Origin of the sequence: Lichenicoccus sp. (genome assembly GCF_965276875.1) — a bacterium.
Classification (GTDB): domain Bacteria; phylum Pseudomonadota; class Alphaproteobacteria; order Acetobacterales; family Acetobacteraceae; genus Lichenicoccus.
On the sequence record NZ_OZ255701.1, the window covers coordinates 1268819 to 1294821 of the forward strand.

Annotated in this window: 18 protein-coding genes and 1 pseudogene; 7 read left to right on the forward strand and 12 right to left on the reverse strand. The window is 61.0% G+C overall.

What is annotated here, in order from left to right:
- Positions 1-11: 11 nt before the first annotated feature.
- The 6 genes from ACQY4K_RS06255 to ACQY4K_RS06280 form a co-directional block, all read right to left on the reverse strand.
- Positions 12-1172, reverse strand: a complete 1161-nt coding sequence (locus tag ACQY4K_RS06255; RefSeq protein ID WP_428394395.1) for an acyl-CoA dehydrogenase family protein — start codon at positions 1170-1172, stop codon at positions 12-14.
- Between the two features lie 37 nt (positions 1173-1209).
- The gene (locus ACQY4K_RS06260) at positions 1210-2772 is read right to left on the reverse strand and encodes a carboxylesterase/lipase family protein (RefSeq protein ID WP_428394397.1); all 1563 of its coding nucleotides are present in this window, start codon (positions 2770-2772) and stop codon (positions 1210-1212) included.
- Entirely contained in the window at positions 2748-3854 is a 1107-nt protein-coding gene (locus tag ACQY4K_RS06265) for a CaiB/BaiF CoA transferase family protein (protein ID WP_428394398.1), read from the reverse strand. The genes ACQY4K_RS06260 and ACQY4K_RS06265 overlap by 25 nt, the downstream gene beginning before the upstream one ends.
- 41 nt (positions 3855-3895) lie before the next feature.
- A complete protein-coding gene (locus tag ACQY4K_RS06270; RefSeq protein WP_428394400.1) occupies positions 3896-5479 on the reverse strand; it encodes a class I adenylate-forming enzyme family protein in 1584 nt (527 codons plus the stop codon).
- Positions 5480-5708: 229 nt separating this feature from the next.
- A complete protein-coding gene (locus ACQY4K_RS06275) occupies positions 5709-6608 on the reverse strand; it encodes a LysR family transcriptional regulator (RefSeq protein ID WP_428394402.1) in 900 nt (299 codons plus the stop codon).
- Between the two features lie 429 nt (positions 6609-7037).
- Positions 7038-7415: a hypothetical protein gene (locus tag ACQY4K_RS06280; protein WP_428394404.1), complete on the reverse strand. Its 378-nt coding sequence runs from the start codon at positions 7413-7415 to the stop codon at positions 7038-7040.
- 374 nt (positions 7416-7789) lie between these two features.
- Between ACQY4K_RS06280 and ACQY4K_RS06285 the strand changes: the two genes are divergently transcribed.
- Positions 7790-7993 (forward strand): hypothetical protein, encoded by a 204-nt coding sequence (locus ACQY4K_RS06285; RefSeq protein WP_428394406.1) that lies wholly within the window; start codon positions 7790-7792, stop codon positions 7991-7993.
- A gap of 1137 nt (positions 7994-9130) precedes the next feature.
- Here the strand turns inward: ACQY4K_RS06285 and ACQY4K_RS06290 are convergent.
- The 4 genes and pseudogenes from ACQY4K_RS06290 to ACQY4K_RS06305 all read right to left on the reverse strand — a co-directional run.
- A pseudogene (locus ACQY4K_RS06290) lies at positions 9131-10185 on the reverse strand (IS3 family transposase); the annotation flags it as partial.
- A gap of 27 nt (positions 10186-10212) precedes the next feature.
- Positions 10213-13515 carry an SIR2 family protein gene (locus ACQY4K_RS06295; protein ID WP_428394408.1) on the reverse strand — a complete coding sequence of 1101 codons (3303 nt, stop codon included), beginning with the start codon at positions 13513-13515 and terminating at the stop codon, positions 10213-10215.
- A 210-nt stretch (positions 13516-13725) separates the two neighbouring features.
- Positions 13726-14400, reverse strand: a complete 675-nt coding sequence (locus tag ACQY4K_RS06300) for an alpha/beta family hydrolase (RefSeq protein ID WP_428394410.1) — start codon at positions 14398-14400, stop codon at positions 13726-13728.
- On the reverse strand, positions 14400-15209 hold the full coding sequence (locus ACQY4K_RS06305; RefSeq protein WP_428394412.1) for an exodeoxyribonuclease III: 810 nt from the start codon (positions 15207-15209) through the stop codon (positions 14400-14402). Before ACQY4K_RS06305 ends, ACQY4K_RS06300 begins: the two co-directional genes overlap by 1 nt.
- A gap of 910 nt (positions 15210-16119) precedes the next feature.
- On the opposite strand from ACQY4K_RS06305, the gene ACQY4K_RS06310 reads away from it, so the two are divergent.
- Complete coding sequence (locus ACQY4K_RS06310; protein WP_428394414.1) at positions 16120-16821, forward strand: hypothetical protein; 702 nt, start codon at positions 16120-16122, stop codon at positions 16819-16821.
- Positions 16822-17090: 269 nt separating this feature from the next.
- A complete protein-coding gene (locus ACQY4K_RS06315; RefSeq protein ID WP_428394416.1) occupies positions 17091-17594 on the forward strand; it encodes a hypothetical protein in 504 nt (167 codons plus the stop codon).
- A gap of 51 nt (positions 17595-17645) precedes the next feature.
- Here the strand turns inward: ACQY4K_RS06315 and ACQY4K_RS06320 are convergent, their stop codons facing one another.
- Positions 17646-18920, reverse strand: a complete 1275-nt coding sequence (locus ACQY4K_RS06320) for a hypothetical protein (protein ID WP_428394418.1) — start codon at positions 18918-18920, stop codon at positions 17646-17648.
- A 766-nt stretch (positions 18921-19686) separates the two neighbouring features.
- Between ACQY4K_RS06320 and ACQY4K_RS06325 the strand changes: the two genes are divergently transcribed.
- Positions 19687-20499 (forward strand): IS5 family transposase, encoded by an 813-nt coding sequence (locus ACQY4K_RS06325; RefSeq protein ID WP_428395994.1) that lies wholly within the window; start codon positions 19687-19689, stop codon positions 20497-20499.
- A gap of 816 nt (positions 20500-21315) precedes the next feature.
- Here the strand turns inward: ACQY4K_RS06325 and ACQY4K_RS06330 are convergent.
- Positions 21316-22239, reverse strand: a complete 924-nt coding sequence (locus ACQY4K_RS06330; RefSeq protein ID WP_428394420.1) for a hypothetical protein — start codon at positions 22237-22239, stop codon at positions 21316-21318.
- A 328-nt stretch (positions 22240-22567) separates the two neighbouring features.
- Here ACQY4K_RS06330 and ACQY4K_RS06335 point away from each other — a divergent pair, with 328 nt between their 5' ends.
- From ACQY4K_RS06335 to ACQY4K_RS06345, 3 genes are all read left to right on the forward strand, one after another.
- The gene (locus tag ACQY4K_RS06335) at positions 22568-22894 is read left to right on the forward strand and encodes an excisionase family DNA-binding protein (protein WP_428394422.1); all 327 of its coding nucleotides are present in this window, start codon (positions 22568-22570) and stop codon (positions 22892-22894) included.
- A gap of 206 nt (positions 22895-23100) precedes the next feature.
- Positions 23101-24807, forward strand: a complete 1707-nt coding sequence (locus tag ACQY4K_RS06340; protein WP_428394424.1) for a hypothetical protein — start codon at positions 23101-23103, stop codon at positions 24805-24807.
- A 5-nt stretch (positions 24808-24812) separates the two neighbouring features.
- Positions 24813-25997 carry a hypothetical protein gene (locus tag ACQY4K_RS06345; protein ID WP_428394426.1) on the forward strand — a complete coding sequence of 395 codons (1185 nt, stop codon included), beginning with the start codon at positions 24813-24815 and terminating at the stop codon, positions 25995-25997.
- The last annotated feature ends 6 nt before the right edge of the window (positions 25998-26003 follow it).

A 26003-nucleotide genomic window follows, 5' to 3' on the forward strand; every position in this document is an offset into this window, starting at 1 on the left:
AACTTGAAATCTTACGGGGACTTTGCAATGTCCCGGGCGATGATCTCCTTCATGATGTCGCTGCTCCCGCCATAGATTCGCTGCCCGCGCGCATTGGCGAATGCGCGCGCGACGGGATAGTCCCACATATAGCCGTAGCCGCCGAAGAGTTGGACGCAGCGGTCGACGACGCGCCCCTGCATCTCGGTCAGCCACAGCTTCGCCATCGAGGCACGACTCGTGTCGAGCGTACCGAGCAGGATTTTGCCGACGCAATCGTCGACGAAGGCCCTGCCGACTTCGATGTCGGTCTTGAGCTCAGCCAGGGTGAACCGTGTTACCTGAAAGTCCGCGACCAATTGGCCGAAGGCGCGACGCTCTCTCACATACTTCAACGTCTCCGCAAAGACAGCCTCGGTGAGCGCGAGCGCGGAGATGGCAATGATCAAGCGTTCGATTGGCAACTCCTGCATCAGATACGCCATGCCCTTGCCTTCTTCGCCCAGCAGCGCTTCGACGGGTACTCGCACGTCATCGAGGAACAGCTCGGTCGTATCCTGCGCCTTCTGCCCGACCTTCTCCAGCAAGCGCCCACGCCGGAAACCAGGCCGATCAGTCTCGACCAGGAAGATGCTCTTCGAGCCAGTGTTGGCGGAGGCGCCGGTGTTCGCGACGACCAGCGCGAGATCGGCCAACCAGCCATTGGTGATGAACGTCTTTGATCCATTGAGGACCCATTCGTCGCCGTCGCGTACCGCCCTGGTGCGTAACCCACGCATGTCACTCCCCGCATCAGGCTCGCTGATGCCGATGCAGGTGACGATATCACCGCTCATGCACCTGGGCAGCCAGCGTCGCTTCTGTTGCAAGGTCCCGAGTCGCTCGATGTACGGCACAACGATGTCGGAATGCAGGTATAATCCGGGGAGCTCGCAATGGCTTCGCGCCATCTCCTCGATAATGACCTGCGAATGACGGATGTCGCCGCCAACGCCGCCATTCTCCTCCTTTAACATTGGACAGAGCAGACCAAGTGCACCGGCCTTGCGCCAGATTGCCCGGTCGCCATGGCCCTGTTTTTCCCACGCGGCATAGTGAGGCGCGATTTCTTCCGTAAAGAAGCGGCGCGCCGTCGCACGAACCATCTCAAGTTCCGCGTCATCTACCACGATGTGCTCGCTGAGCGCGTTCATTATCTATCCTGACCGGGTGAATGGGTTCACGAGAGCATTACCGCCGGAACATGCGTCTGAGATCGCTACGCGGATCCGCCACTATGCGACACGCTGTGTCGAAGATCATGGTCTCGCGCCGCTCGGTATCAAAGGCGGTCCATCGCGGAAGGTCTGGCATGCCCGGCACCCCGGTCCGGGCGAATTCGGCCCAGGCCGAACTCATCTTCCAGGAGAGCGCCAGCGGCTCGGTCAGATCTTCCCCGAACATCGAGACAACGCTCGTTACGGTATCCATGACAAGCGGCACACTCAGACCGTGCGGCGCTCCCCATTTCCCGCCGTCAACAGGAGTGTTCCACTCGATCAGCCACATATAAACCGGTGCGCGCCGCTGCGCCGCGCGTTCGGCCTGCACGATGGATCGGCTACGAAACAGCAACTCGGTCGTCACGGCAAACAGTACGTCGGCTGGGGCGGCATCGGGCATGCTGCGCCGGGCGCAGTCGATGATCTCCGTCGTCCCCATCGGCAGCCCTGACGGCAACAGCCGTTCGAGACGCTGCTCCAATGCCTCCCATGTCAGTCCGGCTGTCGAGCCGCCGAGGAACTCGCTGAATATCGACGTCTCAGTCGCTGTCGTGCCGATAAGGAGTGGCACGTCGCTCGAGATTTCGGGTGCCGTGGGTTCGAAAGGATGGCGCGGCAGGTTGACACCGTCGACGACCGGGCCGAGTCCGGACGAGGTCAATCCGCCGTCGGGATACATCTTCATGTAGCCGCCGAGTAGTCGCTCCCCACTGAGCGACAGCAGCTCGTGCGCTTTGTCGCGCGGGATATCCAACGCCGCCAGCAATCGTCCGGCAGCGTCGGCGGCGCTCTCAGGCACGGTAGCGGTCAACATCGGTCCGCTTTCCACGGAGGCGCGATGGAACAGGCCTTTGGCGGCCGGCATCGCCATCAAGGTCGATACCTTTTGTCCTCCCCCTGATACACCGAAGATTGTGACATTCGCGGGATCACCGCCGAAAGCGGCAATGTTGTCGCGCACCCAGCGAAGGCTTTCGATTACGTCCAGGATGCCGACGGTGCCTGAATCGGCATAGTTCGGCCCAAGCAGATCGACCAGGTACGAGAAGCCGAAAATCCCCAGGCGATGATTGACGTTCACCCTAACAACATCATGATCTCTCGCGAAGGTCTCGCCACTTCGCGCCGATGAATTGCCGTTGCCGACCGTCCAGGCTCCGCCGTGCAGGTTCACCATTACCGGACGCCGGACCTGGTCGCCGATCGCCGGTGTCCAGATGTTGAGGAACAGACAATCCTCACTGGAGGCGGTAGGCTGATCCCAGCCGGACCGCAACAGTTCGAAGTCCGGGCTGGCGGGTTGGATGCACTGATCGCCAAACGACAGCGCGTCCTGAATTCCTTGCCAGGGCTGGACGGGGATCGGGGTTCGAAAGCGTTGACTGGATGTGTCCTCGCCGTAGCGCACGCCGGTAAATGTATATACGCCGTCGCCAAACCTGCCTCTTAGATCTCCGGCAAGAGTCCGAACTACCGCGAGTTCAGTCGAAGCGTTCCTGTCATCCGTCATGCCGAGTTTCCCTTGAGCCATTGCCTCCGGAGCGTCTCGCCGTCTCCGCCTTGACCAACATCGCCTGGTGTGCGGGAGAAGCGGGGCGCGGGCGCCGCTTGCGTCAGTCCGTCGACTTCCACATAGGTGTCGCGCGCCTGCATTTGAGGATGCGTAAGCGACTCGTCGTAGGTCAAAACGGGAGCAAAACAGGCGTCACTGCCCTCAAGGAGCGAGCACCATTCATCCCGAGTCTTTTGCTTAAACAATACGGCGAGGATCCGGGCCCGTTCGGACCAGTTTGTCGGATCGTTCTGCTGCTGCCGCAGGTCTGCCGACGCGCCAACGCGTTCAAGCAGCTGCGCGTAAAACTGCGGCTCAAGGGGGCCGACGGAGACATGTTTTCCATCGGCGCATTCGTAACAGCGATAGAAGGGCGCCTGGCCACCCAGAAGGTTTCTGTCCGGTTCGAGCGAGATCATCCGCGACGGCAGCAGCCCGCCGAACATCGCCATCAGTGAGGCGACACCATCGACGATGGCAGCGTCTACCACTTGGCCTTTCCCTGAGCGCTCACGCTCCCAGAGTGCCGCGACGATGCCAAGCGCCAGGTACAAGGAGCCGCCGCCGAAATCACCGACGAGGTTCAGCGGCGGAACTGGCCGCCGTTCGCCGTCGGTGATCGCGGCCAGTGCGCCCGTCAGCGCGATGTAGTTGATGTCGTGCCCGGCGGCCTGAGCCAACGGACCGGTTTGCCCCCAACCCGTCATCCGTCCGTAGACGAGCCGCGGATTACGCGCCAGGAGGTCGTCGGGGCCGAAGCCCAGCCTCTCCATCACACCTGGTCGATAGCCCTCGACAATGACATCGGCGTGCTCGACAGTCTCCATGACGATCGCTCGTCCTTCTACGCTGCGTATGTCGACTGCAATGGTATGGCGGCCGCGATCGATGACGGGATTCGGCCAGCCGTTACCCCCCGGCCGCTCGAAGCGAAGCACCTCTGCCCCCAGGTCCGAGAGCAGCATGACGCAATGCGGCCCCGGACCGATGCCCGCGAATTCTACGATACGAACCCCTGCGAGGGGCCCAGTTCTGGCTTGCTCGGCCATTGGTTCCTTCATCGATCGCGCGCGGGACCGCCTCTGTCAGTGGCGCTCCGGGTTCATGGCAGGGTTCCGATCACTTCCGCGAACCTGTCCCGCAACGCGCGTTTCAGGATCTTGCCCATCGCACCACTTGGCAGCTCTGGGAGGATCTTCACCGCTGCTACTCTCTGGACAGCGCCGACGCGGGAATTGACCCAGGCACGAAGATCCTCCCCGTCTGCTTCGGCGCCTTCGCGGAGGGTGAGAAAGGCCACCGGCGTCTCTCCCCAACGCATGGAGGCGAAGCCGACGACCGCGACCTCGAACACCGCGGCATGGTCACTCAGCACGCGCTCGATATCGGCTGGATAGATGTTGTAGCCACCGGAGATTATCATGTCCTTCTTGCGGTCGCAGAGCCAGAGATAGCCTTCAGCGTCGAGCTTGCCGATGTCTCCCGTGCGGATGTAGAGGCGTCCGGTTTCATCCCGCCAGTAGACTGATTCGTTCGCGGCTTCGCGCCGATGGTATCCGGACATCAGCGTGGTGGAGTGTCCGACGATCTCGCCCTCCTCGCCAGCAGGGAGGATGCGACCGGCATCGTCGATGATATGCAGCGATACCGTCGGAAGAACAGTCCCAACAGTTCCGAGTTTGTCGGCTGGTACTGCATGCATTGCGAGCACGGTCAGCGTGCCCGTCTCGGTCTGTCCAAAGACTTCATAGAAAGGACCTGGCCAGGTCTCGAGAACTTGCCGCTTTTGGGCTTCGCTGATAGGCGCGCCGGCACAGAGCTTGACGCAGGATCTGCCATGGACCGCCTGATCGAAACCGGGCGCCTCCATGGTTCGGATCAGCGTCGCGGGAGGCAGCCAGGCCATGTCGATCTTCTCCCGCGAGAGGATCTCCACGGCGCCCGGTCCCGAGAACTTGCTCATCATGAAGAAGGTGCCGCCCCCCCAAAGGGAGAGCAACAGGCTTGACAGTCCGAAGTTGGAGTAGAGTCCAGTCGTCTGCAGAAAACCGGTGTCCTCAGTCACACCGAACGCCGAAATGCTGACGCTCTGCTCCGCGCGGGCAGCGTAGCTCTGCGCTATTCCCTTCGGATCTCCGGTCGTTCCCGAACTGTAGATTATGTCCGATAACCAGCGATCGTTCACCGCGGTCAGAACGAAAGCCGATGTGTCGGAAGCAAGCCACCCGTCAAAGGATAGTGTTTGATCATCGCCTCGGGTTGCGGATGCACCGATGCTGACGATTAAGACCTTCGAGTTTGAACCCAGGAGGCTGATCGCGACGTGCGCTCGCTCGGCATTCTTTGCATCGTGGAAGAGAACTGTTACGTTCGCGTCCCTGATCATGCGTGCCTGCGCATCTGAGGCGACCAGGCCAGGCAGTGGCACAACGGGAACGCCGGACAGTTGGCAGGCAACAACCACAACGGCAAAATCAAGGCTGTTGGCCGAAAGCAGCCCAACACGTTGACTACCGCCTGGCTCCAGCCCCAGCGTCTGAAGACGTCCTGCGCAGGCGCTCGCCCTGGACACAAGCTCACGGTAGCTCAGCGAATGATCATCGCAGACCACCGCCCGCCGATTGGGCTCGTCCTGAGCACGCTTCAGTATACGACCAGCAAGAGTATCGCGGCCGCCGTTCGTCATGAGCAAACACCTTGGTGAATGCTTGTTCCGCAAATCGGCTCGAATATTGCGCCGACAAAGCTCCGCAAACGCCTCAGCTTTTCAACACCGAGTAGTGGTCTCGCCATCTCAAGCCTCCCTTCGTCCGACTTTCACGGCGTCTTTCGGCGCGCGGACGGTGCTACAGGTAAGGATGAGCAGCGATTGGGCAGGCGTCGAATGCATTCCTCGGCAGACATATGCTTGGTAATCATATGTCTGCCGGAAGTGTCGCTCGCATGGCGCGCAGAAATGCTTTTACCACCAGAGTCGGCTCCCAACGCGAGCGGGTTGCGCAACACATCTGAGCCGGCGGCAGTGGACTTTCGCCGGGCAGCCGCTCGAAATTCGCCTTAAAAGCAGTGGAGCTTGAGTATTCGCGGGTGGCAACACCTATCGAATCAGACGCGGCGACAATCCGGGTGACAATGGGAAAGTAGTCGATAATGTGGAGGTGTCTCTGCCATAGGCCTGTGTCGTCGAACAGCGAGCGGATGATACTTCCGTAGGGCCGAGAGTCGGAGGGAACCACAAAGTTGAACTTGGCGAGGTCAGAATGACCAATCGCTCCCACACTCAGGATGGGATGACCTTTCCGGACGAAGAGCACCGCCCGCATGGTCGCGATCCGTTCGCGTTTGACCTCGCTCCACTCTGCAAAGGCGTCCTCAAAGCCGAATGCGACATCAGCTCCTCCTGTTCGCAACAGTTGGACCACACGTTCGAATGTCGACGCGATAAGCTCAAGTCTGATGCTCGGGTGGCGGGCGAGCAGAGCCGTCAGAGGCGTTGCCAGCAACCATTCGAGAGACGCCGGACAAACACCGATCCGCAGCGACTGCGCGTAAGGATCGTTGCTCTCGCGGTCGCCCGCGAGCAGGATTCTGGCATCCTCGAGGAGCCGAACGGCCCGTTCGACAAATTCCCTCCCCGCCTCCGTAGGTGTCGCACCCCGCGCGGTGCGGTAGAAGAGCGAGTAGCCAAGCTCGCGCTCTAGATCGGCGATGCTCTTGGTAATGCCGGACTGAGAGATACCGGCCTTCTCGGCGGCCTTGGTGAAGGACCCGCTATGGGCCAGGGCAACAACATGATTGAGGCGTCTGTCAAGCATGATCGATAATGCGTAGCATTCATACTACCACACTACAATGCATCTTTGGCATGCATCAACACTGGTCGAGCCAGCCCTGTTTAAAGCGCTCCGTGTAGAGTTTACGCTTGAAGTAAACCGGCTGCGTATAGGAGCAGGTGCCTGGTTGAAAGGTGCGCGCGAGGAACCACGGCGAACTAACCGCGAGTTGTCGAAACTCGTTCAAAGCGTCTCGATCCGTGGGTGGCAAGCTGCTGTTGGAATAACACAGCAAAGGCCCGCCGATGCAGGGCACCGGCGGGCTGTGATTATTTGGTTGCGGGGACAGGCTGCCACCTATACCGAACTCAGATCACTGTCCTATCACGCCGTTAACACGGGTTCGAACCCCGGATGGAATGCCGTTGAATTTATTTATCGTTAAAGCGAAGTGCGCTCTACACTGCCCGGCTAGGAGACCAGGAACCAAACGGCCAAGCCGCCACCGCCAAATAGGATCGCTGAGATCATAAACCCGAGGAGCGCACCTAAGCAGGCCATCGGAAATTCTCGGTCCTCCCGATAAAGCCGCCAGCCGCCGTAGGCCGCGCTGGCGATACACGCCAAGACGAGCAGCTTGAGTGCCACCAGGGCGCCCTGCGGTAGTGCCCGGCTAGTGCCGTAGACAAGGCGCACACACGCGGCATAAGCCCGTGCGGCGTCCACGGAGGCTGTATCATGCTGGTATCCATGCATCTGCGCGTAGCAGGCTGCGCGCTCAGCCGCATCTTCCGCAAATTGGCTGTTAACCTGCGCGATCGTCGCGTTGGCATTGGCGATCGTGGACATGGTTGTTGCAAAGCTATCGCCTGCCATCTGCGTCCCTGACCAGGCCCCTATCCATCTAATTTTCTGGACACCTGTATGCACTATCATGCCATAATGGGTCGAGCCAAACCTTTGGCCCGGACTACTCGATAGGAGTCGATTAAGCCACCTCTGCCTACCGGCGACACCGATCACGTAAAAGGTTCGCCTACTGCATGCTTACATGCTCTCGTATTGTCTGGCTTCCACCCTCTTTGGGGCAACTGACAGACCAGGTGATCCTGGCTCTAAGGGGCAACATGCGTTCAAGCCATCGTGAGACGACATTGCACTGCTACTAATCATGCGCGCCGCCCAAGATCACCGATTCAACTTGCATCCGGAGCTAAACTTAGATGGCCCTACAGCTTGGAGCTTTGCGTGCCGCGCTGATCGACTCCGGAGCATCGCCCGAGAAAGCAGCCGCGGCCGCCGAGGAGGTCGCGAAGCATTTTCGTGGCCGATCGGAACTGGAGCTCCCATTGTTCGCGATCGTGGTCATTTGCATGGGCTGCGTCGGAGCTGTCCTCTCCGGCATTCATGCGATTTTGCACTGGTGAGACGCGAGAGATGAGTGACCTCCCGCATACCCGGACCGCGCTTAGGAGCGCGATGACCTGCCTGACTAAACGCCTTCGGGGCTTGCCCATCTGGACGCTCCCCGAGGCGTAGACCCTGCTGGAGGAGCCCTACGGTCCCAAAGGGCAAAGGCTTGATACGGGAGCCGCAGGCTCTCTATGGCAATCACACCGGCAATATCACAACCAAAATGGAAACCGCTGATCGGCCCGAAGCAGTCGTTTAAACTGCGCTAGTCACCCGCTTTGCAAATCCCTCGGATCGAATAGACTGGTGCATATCCTCGAAAAGCATTTCTTCCGGTCCAGATCGTTGACCTGCGATCTCGCAACGGAGACCATTCGGGACGAAACATAACGCCAGAACGGCCGTTCTATTACCGAAGTTGGGGAGATCGAGCTCATCACTGTTGCCTAACTTATCGCTGTTGCTCGCGCCGCCGCAACTCGGCCAACTTGGCGTCGTCGCGAACGACATCCTGCTTGCCGAGCGCGTCAAGAATTTCCCCGGCCTGGTAAGGCCAGTCCGAGGCGTCACTAGGGAGTACGATCCATAGAAGCTCGAGCAGAGAACGGGGATGACCCGCCGCAATTGCTTCCAAATCGAGATTGGGTCCAATCCAGATCGACGCTCCCCTGATTGGAACCAGTCGCGGCAGGATAGCCTCGACGATCTGGGAAAACCTTTTCGGCAAGGCAAATGCGAGATCAACCAGCCTACCTGACGTACGCGGCGTCCTGACGGCGCTCTATCGTGGCCAGACGTTGCGAAGGAATGGGGCAATCCGTTTGCCCCACTGAGAATCCGACTCGATCGACCAACGTTGCAGGTACCCGATCATCTGAGTGCGTAGATCGTCGTTAGCGTGGATCAAAACTTCCCGCAGCTCAACGTCCGAGATAAGCGCATTTCCGTCGATAATATCATCATCTCCCGCCCAACCTGACCTGCCCGACTTCTTCGGACCACGGTTAAGTGGAAAGACTGGCCCTCTGCTGCTGCCCTTGCCCCAGCCGGGGCGGTGATAGGACGGGCCGGGACGCGGAGGCCCCACATACCGCAGCGTCCCGGCCCGTCCTAACACGGGGCGCTGTCGTCGCCAGACCGGCCACAAATGCGGCCGGAGTTCGATAGCCAAGGCTCGAATGCGGTCGCACCTCGTTGTAGTGCCGGCGCCAGCTTTCGATCAAAACCCGAGCCTCGGCCCGCGAGCGGAACCACTCCATGTTCAGGCATTCGTCGCGGAACTTGCCATTGAAGCTCTCGCAGACGCCATTCTGCCACGGCTTGCCCGGATCGATCAGCGCTGTTCCGATCTTCTGCTTGCTGATCCACTTCATCAGCGCCTTCGAGACGAACTCCGGGCCGTTGTCCGACCTCAGAAACCGAGGTGCACCGCGCTCGCTCACCAGCCGCGACAACACCTCGATCACACGCGTCGACCGTAGCCGGGCGTCGACCGTGATCGCCAACGCTTCCTTGGTGAACTCGTCGGTCACCGTCAGACACTTGAGCTGCTGGCCGCTCGCGCAGCGATCGAACACGAAATCATACGACCACACCTCGTTCGCCGAACCAGGTGCCAGCGGCCGGGGTCGCGACGACGCAATCCGCTTGCCAGGCCCCTTGCGCGGCACCTGCAACCTGGCTGATCGCCACAGACGATGCGCGCGGCTGGCGCTCATCACCTCGCCCTCGCGGGCCAGGAACACGCGGATCCGGCGATAGCCATAGCGTGGATAGGTCGCCGATAGCGCCTTCATCTGCTTCACCACCCCCTCGTCCTTCACCGCCATGCGGCTCGTGTAGTCCAGCGCTGACCGCGCCACCGAGAACAGCGTGCAAGCCTGCCGCAGCGAGAGACCCCGCTCACGGCCATACGCCACCTGCCGGCGTCGAGCCTGCACGCTCACCAGTTTTTTTCCGCAACTTCCTTCATCACCTCGATCTCGAGATCGCGCTCGGCCACCAGCTTCTTCAGCCGGCCGTTCTCGACCTCGAGCTGGCGAAGGCGCCGGACACCCTCCGACTTCAGGTCTCCAAAACGCTTGCGCCAAGTGTAGATCGTCTGCTCGCTGACACCATGCCGCTTCGCGACATCCGACACCGCCTCCCGGTCCGACTCGCGGACAATCCCCACGACCTGCTCATCCGTAAATCTCGACTTGCGCATTGCCCCCTCCATCGAGGGGCCAGTCTGTCACATAATCCGTGGTCCGAAATTCCGGGAGCAGGCCAAACCCGCTAGCAGCATTCCTGCCAATTTGTTGGAGTAGTCTCGCCGGCACGTCCCGACCCGCGCAAGCGCGATAAATGCCGGCTTGAGGCGCATGTAAAGTGGCAGCTGCGGCGTACGCGCGGCCCAGAAGTAACCGCCCCAAAATGCTTGTCCATCAGCATCGGCCCTATTCGCAAAGCCCAGTAGATGACGCCCCGCCCATTCAGGATCAACATTGTAGAGCCAATTCAGGTGCGGTGAGATCATGGCGATCGCGTGTCGCCGAGCATCGCCGGGGAGGGCTAGAAGCTGCTCCAGTCGCACCTTCCACGTGTCGGAAAGGCCTGCTCCAACACCGAAGTTCGGTGTCGCTGGATCCTTTAACAGCGCGCAAACCAATCGACCGGCAGGCTGACTAAAGCCATCCTCGACCCAATCGCTATCGGATCGATGGAAGCGGTCCGGTGGCGGGTAGGCTACCAAGGCTGCGGCCAATGCGGTCCAGACGGCGCGGAATACATCGGGCAGTTCTCCGAAGAGCGTTCTCGCGCGATCGTGCAGCCATTCGCTGACCGGGTGTCGCAGCGTGACGAGCTGTTCAAGTTTTAACCTCGACACACGGAGGCCGACGGCGCAGAGAAGCCGTAGCTTCACTTCACCCCTGCTGGTTGAATGGAGCAGTGTCGCCCACTCGCTCTCCGCGAACTCACCCTTCCGCGCAGCATCAGTCAGTACCGCCAGCGCTAGAGCGGGTCGCTCCTGCGCCAGACCGAGATAGTGCCGATGCTCGACGGCTGACTCAAAGTCGATGCGCGCCGATTCACGTGCCGCGGCGAGGATCTGGCCTAGCGGCAGGCCGACCAAGTGTGCGGGACTGGTCTCAGTGATGAAGCTTGTGACCGGGCCAACATGCGGCCGTGCAGTGCCGCTGGCGAACCGTGGCTCCCAACCCGGTGCATCGCGCCGGATTTTCGCAATCTGCGCATCAAGCTCAGACTCGAAGTGCACTCCATTGTCGTGCAGCCACTGTAATCGATTGAGGCGGTAACTTGCAGTTAGCGCGGTGTCATCAAGGACCTCTGGCCAAGGCAAGTTTCCGGTGAAAAGCCGCTGCTCAATCCGCCGCCGGTCAACGTCGGCCATCTGGGTCCAGCGGTCGCGTAGCGCGTATAGGAGATCCCGCTGGTGCTGAGCGTTCCAGAAAGATTCGTCGTCGAGCGACAAAAAGACTTCAGCCGCCTGCTCGGCACCGAGGACGTCCGGCTGGCTCGCCGCCCAGATCCGCATGTGCACAAATACCTGGTTACCGATTCTCGGCCAACAGGCAAACTCGGCCTTAGCTTCTAGCGGGGTTAAAGCCGCGAGACGCGTGATCATCTTGGTAAAAGTTCTCAGGTGTCTAGTCAGCTTGTAGCCCTCGTCCAGCTCTTCCCCGTCGTCCGAGCGCATTGTGTCAAAGAAAATCCGGTCGTGTCCCCGCACTTCCTGCTCTAGGGCAATGGCATGCTCGATCTGGCCCCGTAAGAGCAAGACAGCGTAAGCCAAATGGTCCTCCGGGAAAATTAGGGGTTCATGCGGATGAGGGTATTCGACGTCGAGCCAGAGAATTTTCTCGAGCGGAACATCCGGATTGTCCGGCGGTGTGAAACTCTGCAACGGCGGTCTGACGATGAGGACCGGCCGATACATCTCGACCATCGCTCGCACTAGCTCCGTAGACCAGCCGTCCTGTTTGACTATCACCTCGAACTCGTAGCGCCGGAGGTCAGGATCAACCCTACGGTCTCTCCATGCCGCAATGAGCAGGCGCCAGCCCCGCCGGATATCGTGCGAGAAGCGGTCGGTTTCCTGGCGCAGCGAGCGTTCAAGGCTGGCCACGATGTCCGGATGGAGGTTTGCCTGGTGCGCGGCCCACCACAGTGCGGCAGACTGATGGGCGACGGAGTTTAGGTACATCCCGAGATACCAGAGTCGCGCCGGCAGTTTCGGCGATGATGCGGCATCGGCGTCTCGAAGGCGGCCAGTCGCTTCGAGTGGCAGGTTCTCGCGATCCGCCTTGGTCGATGCGAACAAATCCCACGCATCATTCGGCACCTCGCGCTTTGCAAAGAGGTCCTTTGGATCAACCTGAAGGGGGGCCTTGTCAGAATCAAGCCCGAAAGCCTCAAAGGGATCGAACCGTTCGCTCACCTCCTTATATGGATTGGCGGGGCTCGTAGCTTTGTAGCGCTGAACCGGATCGAGCACGCAAAGCCAAGCGGCGGGTAAAGGATTCTCGACGACAAGCCTCCTGGCGCCCTCACGGGTTGCCGCGAGATGCGCGACAAGACCACGCTCGTGCGGGCGCAGGTCGGTGGGTCCGCGGGCGGCGAGGGCAATCACGCTTTGGTACCATGCGTCGACGTCGCGCGCCCGCTCAGCCCACGCGCGGAGCGTCTGCCAGAGCGCGGCGTGGCGGTCGGCGCTTTCGTAAGGGATCGGGTTAACCCCCTTGTGCGTCCATTGGGCTGCTGCCTGGTCGACATGTCCAGCCTGGAACGCGTACAGCTCGTTCGGACGCTCGTCGCTCCGGCTCAACGCCTCGAGAAGGTACTGGACCGGCGGATCGTCAGCCGAGTAGCCGACAAAGACTACCTTGTACCGCTGGAGCAGCGACTGGATGTAGCGGGTGGCCCAACCGTCTGCGAGATAGGCACGTCCGAAATCGCTGCTGGAGAGAACGAATTCGTCGTCGCACGCCGCGCGATACTCGGTATCGACTCGACCATGGATGTGAATGATCCCACGAAAGTCTTTTTCCCGCCGGGGATCCGGCAGGTGTGGTGGATTGAAGGAGCCGAGGGATGGATCGCATTCCTCAAACAGCCGGTCGAAGTTCGTGGTCACGAGCCTAGCAACGCCGGCCCGATCGCGCGACAGGTCGAGCATCGTCCTATGGGCGTCGAGCTTATAGTCGTTCGGCGGCCGGAGGGCGTTTGCGACCGCCTCACGCACCTCGGCAGGGTCGAACTCGCGCTCGAGCAGCCCAAAAATGCGGTCAGTCGCGACGATGCCGGTGAGGCAGGTTTCCGCCTCGAATCTTTGGCTTGCCTTAAAGAGGCGACGTGCCGGACTGTCCTGCGCCGAGCCGAGTGACTTCAGCACGCATCCCGCCAAAGTGGGAAAGTTCGGCAGGCTGGCTTCGGCCTGCGACACACCTGCGCCGCAGAAGAATATTACCTGCCCCGCGTCTCGGGCGGTTAGTAGTTCATCGGGGAGCCACGGGCCATCTGCTATGAAGCGCATCCTGTACTGCCTCGTTCCTACGTCAACCCGGTTCGCGCATTGCAGAGGGGCGACAAGAGCCCGGCGGCAGGACTAATTAACCGTCTGCATCTCCTGGATCTCGCCTAAAAGCGGAACGCCCGCTCCAGGCCAGCTGCCGAAGCCCGGGTCAATGAGGCTTTCCGGGCAACGGCCCTTGGTGGCGTGGAGGGGACCGACGCGCGCTGGCCGTCAGCTCAGCACCTGTTCGATCCACTGGGTCACGGCGTCAAGGGTGGAGCCGAGAACCTCGTGATCTGTCTGCCCGGACTTGACGGGAACGTGGAAGGAATGATCGGCTTCCGCCACCGGCATCAGCGTGGCCAGCGGCCCGAGCCGCTTGAGAGCGGGCGTCAGGAGGCGCATGTCCGCGAGCGCCTCACGGGTGCCCTGAACGAAGAGCATCGGGATATGGATCTGCGGGAGGTGCCCGGCGCGTTCAATCGACGGCTTCTTGGCAGTGTGCGGCGGGAAGCCCAGGAAGACGAGGCCGCGGACACCGGCCAGGGGCTGGTCCGCCTGTGCCTGCGACGTCATGCGTCCCCCAAACGACTTGCCGCCGGCGACCAGCGGCAGCGCCGGCATCAGCCCGGTCGCGGCCTCGACCGCCGCCCGCACCGTGGCCTGCGCCAGGGCTGGCCGGTCTGGACGCGTCGAGCCCCGCTCCATGGCGGGAAACTGGTAGCGCAGCGTGGCGACCCCACGTTCGGCGAGGCCATCTGCGACCGCCGTCATGAACGGGTGCGTCATCCCCGCCCCGGCCCCGTGCGCGAGCACGCAGCACGCCAATGCGCGTGTGGGCCTCTGCAGCAGGCCGGAGACGCTGTGCTCTTGATCGACCTGGATGGCGACATGGTCCGACCGCATCAGCCGCGCCCCGACCTGGTCCGGCGTCGCCGAGCCGCCTGGTCCAGGACGACCCAGGTCGGGGCGTGGTCGCTGGCGCCGGGTTCACCGCGGACCATCCGGTCGACTCCCGCGCTGCGCAGGCGTTCGGCAAGCTGTGGACTGAGCAGCAGGTGGTCGATGCGAAGCCCGGCGTCGCGTGGCCAGCGGTCGCGCATGTATTCCCAAAACGTGTAGGCCGGGCCGGTCGGGTGCGCGGCCCGGATAGCATCGGTCCAGCCCTGGTCGAGCAGGCGGCGAAACGCCTGGCGGCTCTTGGGCTGCACCAGCGCGTTCTTCGTCCAAGACCTCGAAGGATAGATGTCGGCCTCCGTCGGGACCACGTTGTAGTCGCCCGCGAGCACGACCGGCAGTCCCGTCGCGTGCAGCCCGGCGGCGTGGGCGATCAGCCTCTCGAGCCAAGCCAGCTTGTAGGTGAATTTCGGGCCGGGCTGTGGGTTGCCGTTTGGCAGGTACAGGCATCCGATGAGCACGCCCTCCACCGCGGCCTCGATGTAGCGGCTCTGCAGGTCGGCCGGATCGCCGGGCAGCGTCTTGCGGGTCAGGACGGGTTCGGAGTTCCGCGCCAGGATGGCGACGCCGTTCCAGGAGGCTTGGCCGCGCCAGACGGCGCCGTAACCGGCGTCCCGGATCGCGTCGGCGGGGAACGCGGCGTCAGCCGCCTTCAGCTCCTGCAGGCAGACGGCGTCCGGCGCCGCTTGCCCGAGCCACCGCAGCAGGTTGGGCAGCCGGCGGTTGATGCCGTTGATGTTGTAGGTCGCGATCTTCACGGCTCAATCCCAGGCTGGAAGTGGACCCTGTCGGCGCCGTCCGAAGGTTGAGACCGGCAATCGCCCGTCGGGCCACGGCATGTTCACGAACAGCAGAACGTCGTTTACCTGCCCGAGCACGACGCCTGCCGGTGCCTGACAGGCGGGATGATGAGGTGGTGCTTCATCCCCATCGACAAGCACGGGCAAACCTTTGCACCATAGGACGACAAAGCGTCCAGACAACTCTATCGCCCGCGGCGGACTACGTCGTTAACTGGCCGACATCCACTTTCCATCGTGTGCGCCCCGAAGCAGAACGTCCGCTCGCTGCCAAGGTCTACCCCCGGTCGGTAAGCGAACCTGACCCTCAACGTCCGCCCTTAAGACTCGACGCCGCCACTCCCGGGCCGATGGCAGTCGGGGACTTTCAACTCACCGCCACTCGACCGAGGAGAGCGCTAACCCGGTGCCCCCGCAGCCCCAAATTTCGGGCTTCTCCCGTTCATCATGGCCGAGGAGCCGCACGGGCCGCCGCCGCGGATACGAGCGGCAAAGCACGGCGCCGCGGCGCCACAGGCGAACGGCCATGGACCGCGCTCATGGTCGACTGGACTCGCGCGGTCGTTCTTTCGCTGCTTTGGAGACTACCTGCCATACCGCTTCCTCTGCCTCTCAGGTGAGAGTAGCGCAACGACTCCCAGGACCAAACAGGATGGGTGTTCCAGGGTGAGGTGGCCATCCACACCCTCGTCGACACCGCCCCCTTTGCGCCCGGGGACCAGCGTCTTCATCGCCACGCTGCAGACTGTCGCTGCTTGATCGACGAGCCTGAACGGATTGACCAATTGCTTGCACAATTGAAATTCAATTTGCTCTGGAGTCGCCTCCTGCGCATTCTCTTAATATCATCTAAATACTAGAGAGAGACATGAAATCCTTCTCAAATAATTCCGGACTCAATAATCAAGACCAAGGCCTCTATTTCATGAATGGCACGAGCTCATCGCAGCGTTACTTGGCCATCGCTCGGCGCGGAAACATCTTCCTGGGTATAAGGTTTTCTGGCCTCAACGACGGAGCCGCATTCGGCGCACCAGGAAATACCTACCTACACGCCCGCCTCCGGAGTGCCCGAAATCAGCCACTTGCCAAACAGCTCGACCTCTCGACAGGCACGAGCAACATCATCGACCTTGCCAACGAACAACTCGCGATGGACGAGGCGTGGCCAAGTCTTCCATTTGACAAGATGAATGACGAGCGGGCGAGCCTGGTGATAGGCGCTTTTCTCCGGGGCTCCCTACTTGACGACGGTGCCGCGGTGTTGGCGCGCATCGAGAAAGGTGATCTCGTTCCCAAGTTGCTGGATTACGCGATCTCTCATTCTACGCCAGGCCAGTGCCTTGTCGATGCAGCCGCCGCATCCTCATGGTTGGACCACCAGGCGAAGTCGACCCTGATCAGGGTAAAGAAGAAGGTTCTGTATCGGAGCAAAATGAAGGAGGCGCAGCACAAAATTGCTTCGACGGTCCGTGCTCAGATCGAGGTCGTCGGACCACAGACGCAACTGCTCAACGCGATCTATCAGGATCATATGCACACCTACGCTCCGCTTGCGGCAGATACCTGAATGAGAGGTCCCAGGCCGAACCGCGCTCGTATGCACCGGAAGTCTCACCTGAGATCGCGTGAGCTACTTAAGGCAGAACAGCGGGGCCCGCAGTGACCCTCCCATGCGCAGAAGGGATCGTCACAGGCTGGCGTGTTAAGCGTTGCACTTAACTGCAATCCTTCCTCTGCATCCCTTCAGGCGGCGGTGCGGTGGCCAGCTCGCCGCCATGATACCGGCCGCGTGCATTCGTCGGGAAACAAAAAACAGCCTAAAACAGGACCGCGATTGTGACAATCATTTTTACCAAGAAGCCTACCACTCCCACCACTAAGCTCGCCTCCAAAACGTCCATGCCCGCAGACGTCATTGCCCTAATCGATGAAATCGGCGACTTGCAGGACGACGCCGAGACGGCGATGAAGCAGATCAGGGCCCTGCAGGTAAAGCTGAAGCCCTACGGCGCGAAAATGAAATGTCTGGCTGAGCGGATGACGTCATACGCTACGAGCCAGGGCCTGGGGCCCGATGACGAGCTCACCGAGGCTACGGAGAATTTCGTGCTAGAGGTCGGTAAAGCCGGCACGCTCCGCAGGGTAGTCGACATTCGTCTGGCAATGAAGCGAATGGGAAGGAAAATGTTTTTTCAAAAGGTGACGATCGGCCTGGGCGTGATCGACCAGTATCTCACCCCAGAACAGCAAGTGGGAGTTATCGAGACAGAAAGAGTTCTCCGCAGTGCTAAGTTGCTGCGGAGAACCAGCGCAGAGCAGAAATCAGCAACGAAATTCTAGCCGGTCAATTTCAACGGAATCAAGTAACCCATCTTTCGCCCCGATTACATTTCAGGCAGCTCTAATTAACTTACTTTTGGCCTGCGAAGCCTTGATTTTCTTTAATGCTTCCAAACGATGAATGTCGATTCCATCACACAGCTTGAATGCAGCTGTCCATGAGAGAACGAAGTCTCGCGCAGCCCTCGAATGCATTTTCTGAGCGACGCTCGATTCCGCGTTCCTGATCGAACTCAGCCTAGCCTTCAGTTTCGCTTTAAAGTTGCTCAAGTTGTAGAGGCTGGGTGTTATCCGAACTTCGGCTCCACTCTTTTCTAGGCAATGCCCCAGAAAATCAATCGGCGTTCCTGGTTCGAAGATCGTCGGCTTCTTCGGTAGAAAATGCCCGGCAGGGCTTGCTTTGAGGGCGCTCCAAAAGGCTAAAGTCATCGCAACCGCTTCGCTTTCGTTCTTCCCCATTGCAAGGAAGTTGTCGGCATACCCAATCGACGCACCCTCCTGAGGCAGGTTGTCGAATGATGGGGCCAGCAGCAACTCTGCAACGAGGGGCGAAGCGGACGATCCTTGAGGAATACCCTGCCGGGCATCTGCAAACAGCTCCCCGATAATGATCTGGTCATCATCAACGCTGGTCGCAGGACCGAACTGGTCAGTAGATAGCCAGAGAGAGAGTGAAACAGCTAGCAGTACTCGCCGCGTCACCTCCTTCGGAATGGGAAGCAGTTCAGGCACTACTTCCTCATTGAAGCTCGGATAGCAATTGGTAAGGTCGGTTTCCATCGCCCAGATGTGGCCACCTTGTAGAGCCTGTGAGGCACGCGTAATGGCCGCGTGCACGCCTCCGCGCATCATAAACTGGCTCGGCCTTGGATTCGCCAATACACGGAGGAGCCGGAGGACATGCAGCTGAAGCGATCGGTTCTCGATGCCGAAGTCCATAATAGTTCGATAGTGCCCGGGCTTCCCGGGTTTTTCCTGCGCTCGGACGATGACTTTCTCCGTCGTTCCCGCCCACGCATTTAGACCCTCCGCATAACGGTGACACCGGTCGGCCGAGGGCCGCCTGCGCTCTGACAGGTGACTGCAAGCTTCTGTAACTGCTATTCGCCGCGCCTCAAACGACTTCAGATAGAGGCGTGCGAGGTGGTTCACCTCTTTTGGTTTCCCTGCCTCATGTGCGGTCCGGATGCGCTGGAGTAGCTTTTTCACTGAACCCGTCACCTCCTGCGATTTACTTGCCGTACTGGGATGCTCTTGTCCGCCCACTTGTATCGCGGACGCTTTGCCTAGCACCTGAGAACCAGCACCCAACTTCAATTCCGGCATCCCGCAGTTCCTTAGCTTGTATCGGTCACACCGGTCCAATAGGCATTTGCCGACGTAGGATTAAAGCCGTGCTGGGTGTCCCGGTATAAAACATGAGCTACTTACCCGCGCTGATTGCGTCGGCGCGCTGCGGAACCGCCTTGCAATCGAGGTAGCAAGGTCGAGTAGTTCCCAGCGGGAATGCTTGGTCCAGGAGCCATGCTGTTCCCCGACGTTGTGCCGGATCGAAGGCACGATTGTTTCGCGAAACGGGCTGCTCACGGCATGGAAAAGAAGCTGATGGCAGCCGAGGTTTCATCGCGGGATCCCGCGAAATCTGGAAGACCTGGAGCAACTGTTTCACGCACACTGCACCCTCAAGCCAATCTCTCCGGAGGAGTGAATTACCGGGCGGCAATGGCTTACGTTCAGGCATGAGCGCGGGGTAGGCTCCAGGCGGTCTACTCACTCGTGCTTCCGCGCGTGTGCACCGTGCAAGAGCTCCAGCGTCGCCCAAGCTCAACCGACTATCCTCTGGCGGTAGGTCACCCCAAGCGCCTGCTCCCCCGAACGAGATTGGCACGCTTGCGGTTACCGCGCCTCTATGAGGCCAAGCCTCAGCGCTCACCCATCGGGGCACTGCTCAGTGCCATCTCGAGTGCAGTTAAGTGCACACGGCCCGGTTTGCGCTAAGAGGCCGTCTCTGAACGACAGCGGAATGGGGGTGGGTGGTTACGCGAGAATGTGCTTCCAACAGGTTGTCGAGACCGAGTTGGATGAACGCCTCATGTGGAACGCAACCACCCGCGCGCAGCATATGCGCGACAGGCTCCGCTTTACCAGTGACATGACGGACGCCGAATGGGCTGTCCTGGAGCCGCTTCTGCCCCCACCTTCGCCGGTTGGAAGACCGCCCGAATGGCCGATGCGCGAGATCGTCAACGCCATCTTCTACGTCCTGCGCGGCGGTATCTCGTGGCGGATGCTGCCGCCCTGTTTTCCGCCTCGACAGACGGTCTATGGCTGGTTTGCGGTGTGGCGGCGCGCCCGCGTATGGGAGGCGGTCACGCATCAGTTGGTCATGTTTGACCGCGAACGGGCCGGGCGTGAGGCCAGTCCCAGCGCCGCCGTCATCGACAGCCAGAGTGTCAAGACCACAGAGGCCGGTGGTCCGCGCGGCTACGACGCCGGGAAGAAGGTGCTCGGCCGAAAGCGGCACGCGATGGTGGACACCGATGGCAGGCCGTTGATGCTGCAAGTTCATCCCGCGTCGGTCCAGGATCGCGACGGAGCGGTCCCGTTGCTGAAGGCCTCCCGTCGCCGCTTCCCCTTCGTAGAGCGCGCCTTTGCTGATTCCGCCTACGCCGCCGAACGGGTGGCCGATGCCACCTCCATTGCCATTGAGATCGTCCGCAAGCCCGCAGGCCAGATCGGCTTCGCCGTCCATCCACGCCGTTGGGTCGTCGAGCGGTGCTTCGCTTGGCTCAACCGAAATCGGCGCTTGGCAAAGGACTTTGAGGCTACCATTGCTTCGGCGACCAGCTTCCTCTACGCCGCGTCAGCCATGCTACTTATCCGGAGAACGGCTCGTTGCACATGAGTTCAGAGTCGGACTCTAAGATGATTTGAAGAACGAGCCGCCAGCTCAGTGCGCCGGAGCTCTGCTCCGGTAGCGGATTGATCCTACAACGTCAACTGGAAAGACTAGCCGGGCCGGTGCCGTACGCGTCTGCCCACCATGACCGTGTCGCCCATGATTGGGGCGGGGCAAGTAGGTCACAGCAAAGCCGCCGTTTCGGTTCGATGCAGCATGGCCCGCATCATGATGTGGTGCTTAATTTCGTCGGGCAGCCGCTCCTTGTAGTGATGCTGCGGGCGGCCTTCCAACGGCTTTCAGGAAGGGGAGCTGTGGAAAAGTGACTGCTGCTCGCTGTGTCTGTGCCGAGCGGCCTCTAATGATCTCAGGTTTCGGGTTGCAGTTCCCGTGCCTACAGGGCTGGCAGGCGGTTGTTTAACCCAGGGAGGTTGAATCGGTGGACGCGGTGCTGCCGCCCGGCTCTGATTGTCACGGAACAGAACGGACCGGACGCTGGCAGCATTATAGCTTTAGGAGCCTGGATTGCAGTCAATTGCAAAATCCATACAGGCGGTCGTCCCGCCGGACGGTGCCCGTCCAGCATCTCAAACCCCGGCACCGCAGCTACTCTGGATAGAGCTCGGTCCCTGTCCCACTACTCCGGGGAACCCGGGTCGCATGCGACTGCCGCCGGGGGCGTTGCGGGCCGCTATGCTGCAGCAGGCCGTGCCCTTACCGCAGTGACTTCAATGGCCGGCTTATATGGGCTGCAGCAGGTCTCGCTCCCCCTCCGTGCCGTCTCCAATATACAGCGGAACCGGCGCAGCAATCTTGCGTTCTTCAGTCCTCAGATGGGCTTGTCCCGCGCAGGGCCATAAGCCATTCCTCGAAATTCCCGACGCCATATTTGTTTTTGGCGAGATTGCAGGCTAGGTGCGTCACGTGGACGTTCTTCTCGTCGTATGAGCCATTTGTGCTGTCAATCCGGTCTGCCGAGGCCTGCAGCATTTTGTTCATAGTTGCCGCGACGAGTACGCCTCCGCACAAGGCACATAGCCCGTGCTGATCGACTTGCCATTTCCGGGTGAGCATTGGGAAAAGGTCAGAGAGATTGGGTGCGGTTCGCAGCGGGTTCTTGACGACGCGTTCCTCACCGCCGCTATTCACGCGAGCGATGATGAGGTTCGCCATCCGCGTCGCTTCTTGCCGGATGCTTCTCGGCGTTTCGGAGAGGCTGGTCCGGATATTGATGTAGGCCTGCACGTCGGAAGACAGATGCAATTCGAGCGTCACGACGTTGAGAGCCCTCACAGCCTCGCGCTCTTTGTCAATCGCCTCGACGACTCCGCCCCGGTTTTCGACCTTTCCGAACCTGCTATACGCGTCCGGGATAATGTCGTGCGCCTTTGGAAACGGCGGCCCATTCATCACGGCGGCGCTGAGAACGGGCATGGAGAGAGGCCAGCGCTCGCCGTATTCGGACCAATACTCTCGTGAGATGATCCTCCGCGTCTCGAGGACCTGGCTCGGTTCGATTACGACAGAGGCGATCAATCGACTACGGTGATCGGGGTTTTCGGTCAATTCGCGGTTCAGCGTGCCAACGTAGATCATCACGTCACGGCCGGGGATGAAGTCCTGCCTCAGCATCTCTCCTACGGAGGGGCGCGAAAACGACATGCACGGCCACTCATTGCTGATCTGGCCGAACACGCTTTTGAGAAACACCCTGCCATCGGGCTTCATCATATCGGCGACCTTCACCACCCCCTCCCTCGCGTAGCGCAGTGCCTATAGCAGGAGGTGTGACTACGTGCGACGGCGCCGCGTCGTGCGGCATGACACGAAGGGCAACTTCGACGTCCCGGCGGCCGCTTTGCAGCTGACGTAGGACAGCCTCGGCTGCGGCGAGACGGCGTTTCTGTCCTCCTTCTCGTCATCATCCATACCCATCTACGCTCGGATTGCGGGACCCCCGGTGATTCAATCCGGCGAAAGTAATGGTGGTGTCAAACTCAACCCACGGTCCGTGCAGAATAACCTTAGGCCAAATATATGCTGTATTGTTTGAGCTGATCCCTGTCCGAGAGAAATGATGCTCGTCGTCCGCAAACGTGTGAAAGAGTTCTCCTGCTCGGTGGCGTCGCCAGAGGTCGCCGCGTCCATGTCGGCCGAGACGGCTACGCCATTCAAGGGCGAGAACGGCACCGTGTTTGGTGAATCGCAACTGGGTCCTCCCTTCCTATCCCTGCGAGACGCTGCGGAATGGCTGGGGGCATCGCTCTCCACGGTCAAGCGGCTGATTGCCAGAGGCGAGCTCGCTGCTGTTCGCGTCGGTAAGCGCCGGAAGGTTCCAGCGGCTTTCCTGACCGCATACATCTCCAAGAGCATATCACACCCGGACCAGTATAATGGTTGACGTATATTGATCCTATATTTCTTTTCAAATACATGTAGTGACATTTCGCAGGGAATTGTCTGTGATAGTATTTGCAGACTGACTGCTTTGACCCACTTTATTTGATAGAGGATTAGGATATGCTTTTGACGCGGACCGTTGTCCCAGTGTCCTCTTGCACGAGCGCACGCGTCCAGGGAGCAAGGACGCTCGCCGATGTCCGAGACATGCTGCTGCAGGCCCCTGACGCCAGATCGCCGGACGTCAAGCTGCTGGTCAGCGCCATCAACACCCTTGCCCGTGCCTCCGGCTGCGCGCCCGACGACCTCCCGGCGGATCCAGCACTGCTGAGGGAGCATCTGGCCAGGATATCCCCCGCGATGGCGCGCCTGACCAAAGGAAGCTGGGCCTCGATCCGCAGCCGTATTCTTAAGGCGATGCAGCGGGCGGACGTGCAGGTCATGGCAGGGCGCCGCACGCGACCGCTGTCGGAGCAGTGGGGCACACTCTACAAGCAGGTGCCGGAGAATGGTTGGCAGGCCTCACTCAGCCGCTTTGTCGGTTACCTGTCCGACAACAACGTTTCTCCCCACGATGTTTCGGACGGATGGGTCGAGCGCTTCTCGCGTGAGCTCGAGACGTCAAGCCTTCGGGGTCGTCCTGCTGCGATCGTCCGCGGAGCGGTCCGTGGCTGGAACGCCGCTTCAAAGCGTGTTGCGGGGTGGCCGCCCACTGGGCTCACGGTCCCCGCCGCGGAAAAGACCGGCTACGTGCTTCGTGTGGAGAGCTTCCCCGCAAGCTTTCAGAACGCGCTCGCCGACTACCTATCTTTCCTCGCGGACCCGCCGGAGGATGACGACGCGCCGCCGAAAGCGTTGCGGCCGATCACCGTCAAGCTTCGGGAGTTTCAGCTGCGGCAAATCGCCTCGGCTCTCGTGCACAAGGGCACTCCAAGCGACGACATCGTCTCGGTCGCCATGCTGACGGAGCGCGTGCACATCAACACCGTCTGCGACTTCTTCATCGAGCGCAGCGGCGGTCGCGCGGACTGCTCCCAGCTGCAAGGCCTCCTGGCCGCACTGCGGTCAATCGCACTGCATGTGCGACGTGAACGACAGGTCGCGGACTGGATCAGCCGCCGGCGACGGCGTTTGGGAGGGGATCGCCCAAGGGTCGGAATGACGGAGAAGAACCGGCGCCGGCTTGCGGTCTTCCGCGACCCGCGGCAGGTCAGGGACCTCCTCCTCCTCCCCTATCGTCTGCTCAAGCGGGCCCAGGACGGTTCCCTGCCCGCGAAGCCGACTGCGCGACTCGTCCGGACAGCGGTGGCCATCGAGCTCGAGATCATGTGCCCGATACGGCTGAAGAACCTCAGCGAGATCAACGTCGATACCGACTTGGTGCGTAGCCACGCTCGACCGGGCGCACCCACCCACCTGTTCATCCCGGGCAGCCGGACCAAGAACGGCGAAGACATCGAGCTGGAGCTGCCGAAATCCTCCGTGGCGCTGCTCGACCTGTATGTCATGAAGTATCGGAACGTCCTTATCGAGCCGGACCACCGGGGGCACGCGCCGAGGTTCCTGTTTCCCAAACCTGACGGAACCGCAAAGGACGGCAAGGTTCTGGCAAGCGGCATTTGCGACGTCCTGCTGAGGGAGCTCGGCATCGAGTTCAACATGCACTTGTTCCGGCACTTGGGCTGCTTCCTCTACCTCAAACGCCACCCTGGGCAGATCGATGTCATGCGGCGGGTGCTGGGGCACAAGGACGGTGCAACGACCATGCGCTTCTACGCCTTCATTGAGCAGTCCGACGCTTTCCGCCTGTTCGACACGCACGTCCTGCAAATTCGCGAGGAAGCTCTCCGACCGCGGGGCAAGACTTCCGCTGTGAGCCGCACGTCGAGTGCCAAGCGGGCACGCGCAAAATGAGGTCGGTGACCGGGGCGGACCGGATCAGTGTCCGTACGACGAAGCTGATTTGGCCGGTCGCCGCGTGGCCGGATGAGGAGCAGGCAGCGTGGGGGCGTGCGCGGCAGGGCAGAGGATTGGAAGGTCTCGACAATCCTGCTGCAGGTTGGCGTGACCGGACCGCAAGAAAGAACGAGGACGGCTACGGTCGGTATCTCGCCTGGTTACACCGCAACGGGATGTTCAGCGAGAATGAGACAGCATGCGAGCGCATCACGCCTGATCGAACCGCCGAGTATGCTCGTTACCTGAAATCACACTTCTCCTCCGTCAGTGTGGCGACCACGGTGACCGCCCTTACCTCGGCGGCACGCGCCCTGGCTCCTGAGGAAGACTGGTCCTGGCTCAGCCGCCGCTCGACCAGGTTGAAGGGCCGGGCAAAACCATCCCGGGTCAAACGGCATATCATCCAGCATACTCTTGACCTGTTCTCCTTCGGCAAGGACCTGATGGACGGCCCGGAAAAGGGGCGGAGCGGCAAGCTGGCGGCGGCGCAGCGATTCCAGGCGGGCTTGATCATTGCCCTCCTGGCCGCGAGGCCGCTGCGGATACGAAACTTCCAGGCGATCACGATCGGCCAGTCGCTGCGCTGGGATGGCACGGGATACTGGCTGACGTTCAGCGCAGACGAGACAAAGACGGGCGGCGCGATCGACGAGCCTGTCCCCGCCAACCTCATCCCCTATTTGGAGGCATTCCTTCGCCTGTGGCGGCCTACTATTCTCCGCCAGGCTGACAAGTATGACGGAGTCAAGACGCATGGCCGCCTGTGGGTCGACATTTTCGGCCGGCCAATGCAGGAGTTCACGCTTCGCGAGCTGATCAAGCGCTACACGCGAAAGCGCTTTGGTAAGGCCTTGTGGCCCCACCTGTTCCGCGACTGCCTCCTCACATCCGTGGCGATCGACCAGCCCGACCTGATGAGGATCAGTGGAACGCTGCTGGGTCACACAAACCTCCACACCGGCGAGAAGCATTACAACCAGGCCAGGATGGTGGACGCCAGCCGGCGTTTTAGCGAAATGGTTTCCGAGTTGCGCGACAGCTTCGACCCGGAGCCGCAACCCGCAGCGGCAGGTCGGAACGGGCCTGCCCAGCGACCTCGTGCACTTAAGTGCAAAGGCCGGCGACCGTTTAGCAGTCGTGAGTGACGCCTC

Coding starts and splice junctions, on each gene's coding strand:
- ACQY4K_RS06255 (WP_428394395.1), bottom strand. CDS start 1,172: ATGAACGCGCTCAGCGAGCACATCGTGGTAGATGACGCGGAACTTGAG.
- ACQY4K_RS06260 (WP_428394397.1), bottom strand. CDS start 2,772: ATGGCTCAAGGGAAACTCGGCATGACGGATGACAGGAACGCTTCGACT.
- ACQY4K_RS06265 (WP_428394398.1), bottom strand. CDS start 3,854: ATGAAGGAACCAATGGCCGAGCAAGCCAGAACTGGGCCCCTCGCAGGG.
- ACQY4K_RS06270 (WP_428394400.1), bottom strand. CDS start 5,479: ATGACGAACGGCGGCCGCGATACTCTTGCTGGTCGTATACTGAAGCGT.
- ACQY4K_RS06275 (WP_428394402.1), bottom strand. CDS start 6,608: ATGCTTGACAGACGCCTCAATCATGTTGTTGCCCTGGCCCATAGCGGG.
- ACQY4K_RS06280 (WP_428394404.1), bottom strand. CDS start 7,415: ATGTCCACGATCGCCAATGCCAACGCGACGATCGCGCAGGTTAACAGC.
- ACQY4K_RS06285 (WP_428394406.1), top strand. CDS start 7,790: ATGGCCCTACAGCTTGGAGCTTTGCGTGCCGCGCTGATCGACTCCGGA.
- ACQY4K_RS06295 (WP_428394408.1), bottom strand. CDS start 13,515: ATGCGCTTCATAGCAGATGGCCCGTGGCTCCCCGATGAACTACTAACC.
- ACQY4K_RS06300 (WP_428394410.1), bottom strand. CDS start 14,400: ATGCGGTCGGACCATGTCGCCATCCAGGTCGATCAAGAGCACAGCGTC.
- ACQY4K_RS06310 (WP_428394414.1), top strand. CDS start 16,120: ATGAAATCCTTCTCAAATAATTCCGGACTCAATAATCAAGACCAAGGC.
- ACQY4K_RS06320 (WP_428394418.1), bottom strand. CDS start 18,920: ATGCCGGAATTGAAGTTGGGTGCTGGTTCTCAGGTGCTAGGCAAAGCG.
- ACQY4K_RS06325 (WP_428395994.1), top strand. CDS start 19,687: ATGTGGAACGCAACCACCCGCGCGCAGCATATGCGCGACAGGCTCCGC.
- ACQY4K_RS06335 (WP_428394422.1), top strand. CDS start 22,568: ATGATGCTCGTCGTCCGCAAACGTGTGAAAGAGTTCTCCTGCTCGGTG.
- ACQY4K_RS06340 (WP_428394424.1), top strand. CDS start 23,101: ATGCTGCTGCAGGCCCCTGACGCCAGATCGCCGGACGTCAAGCTGCTG.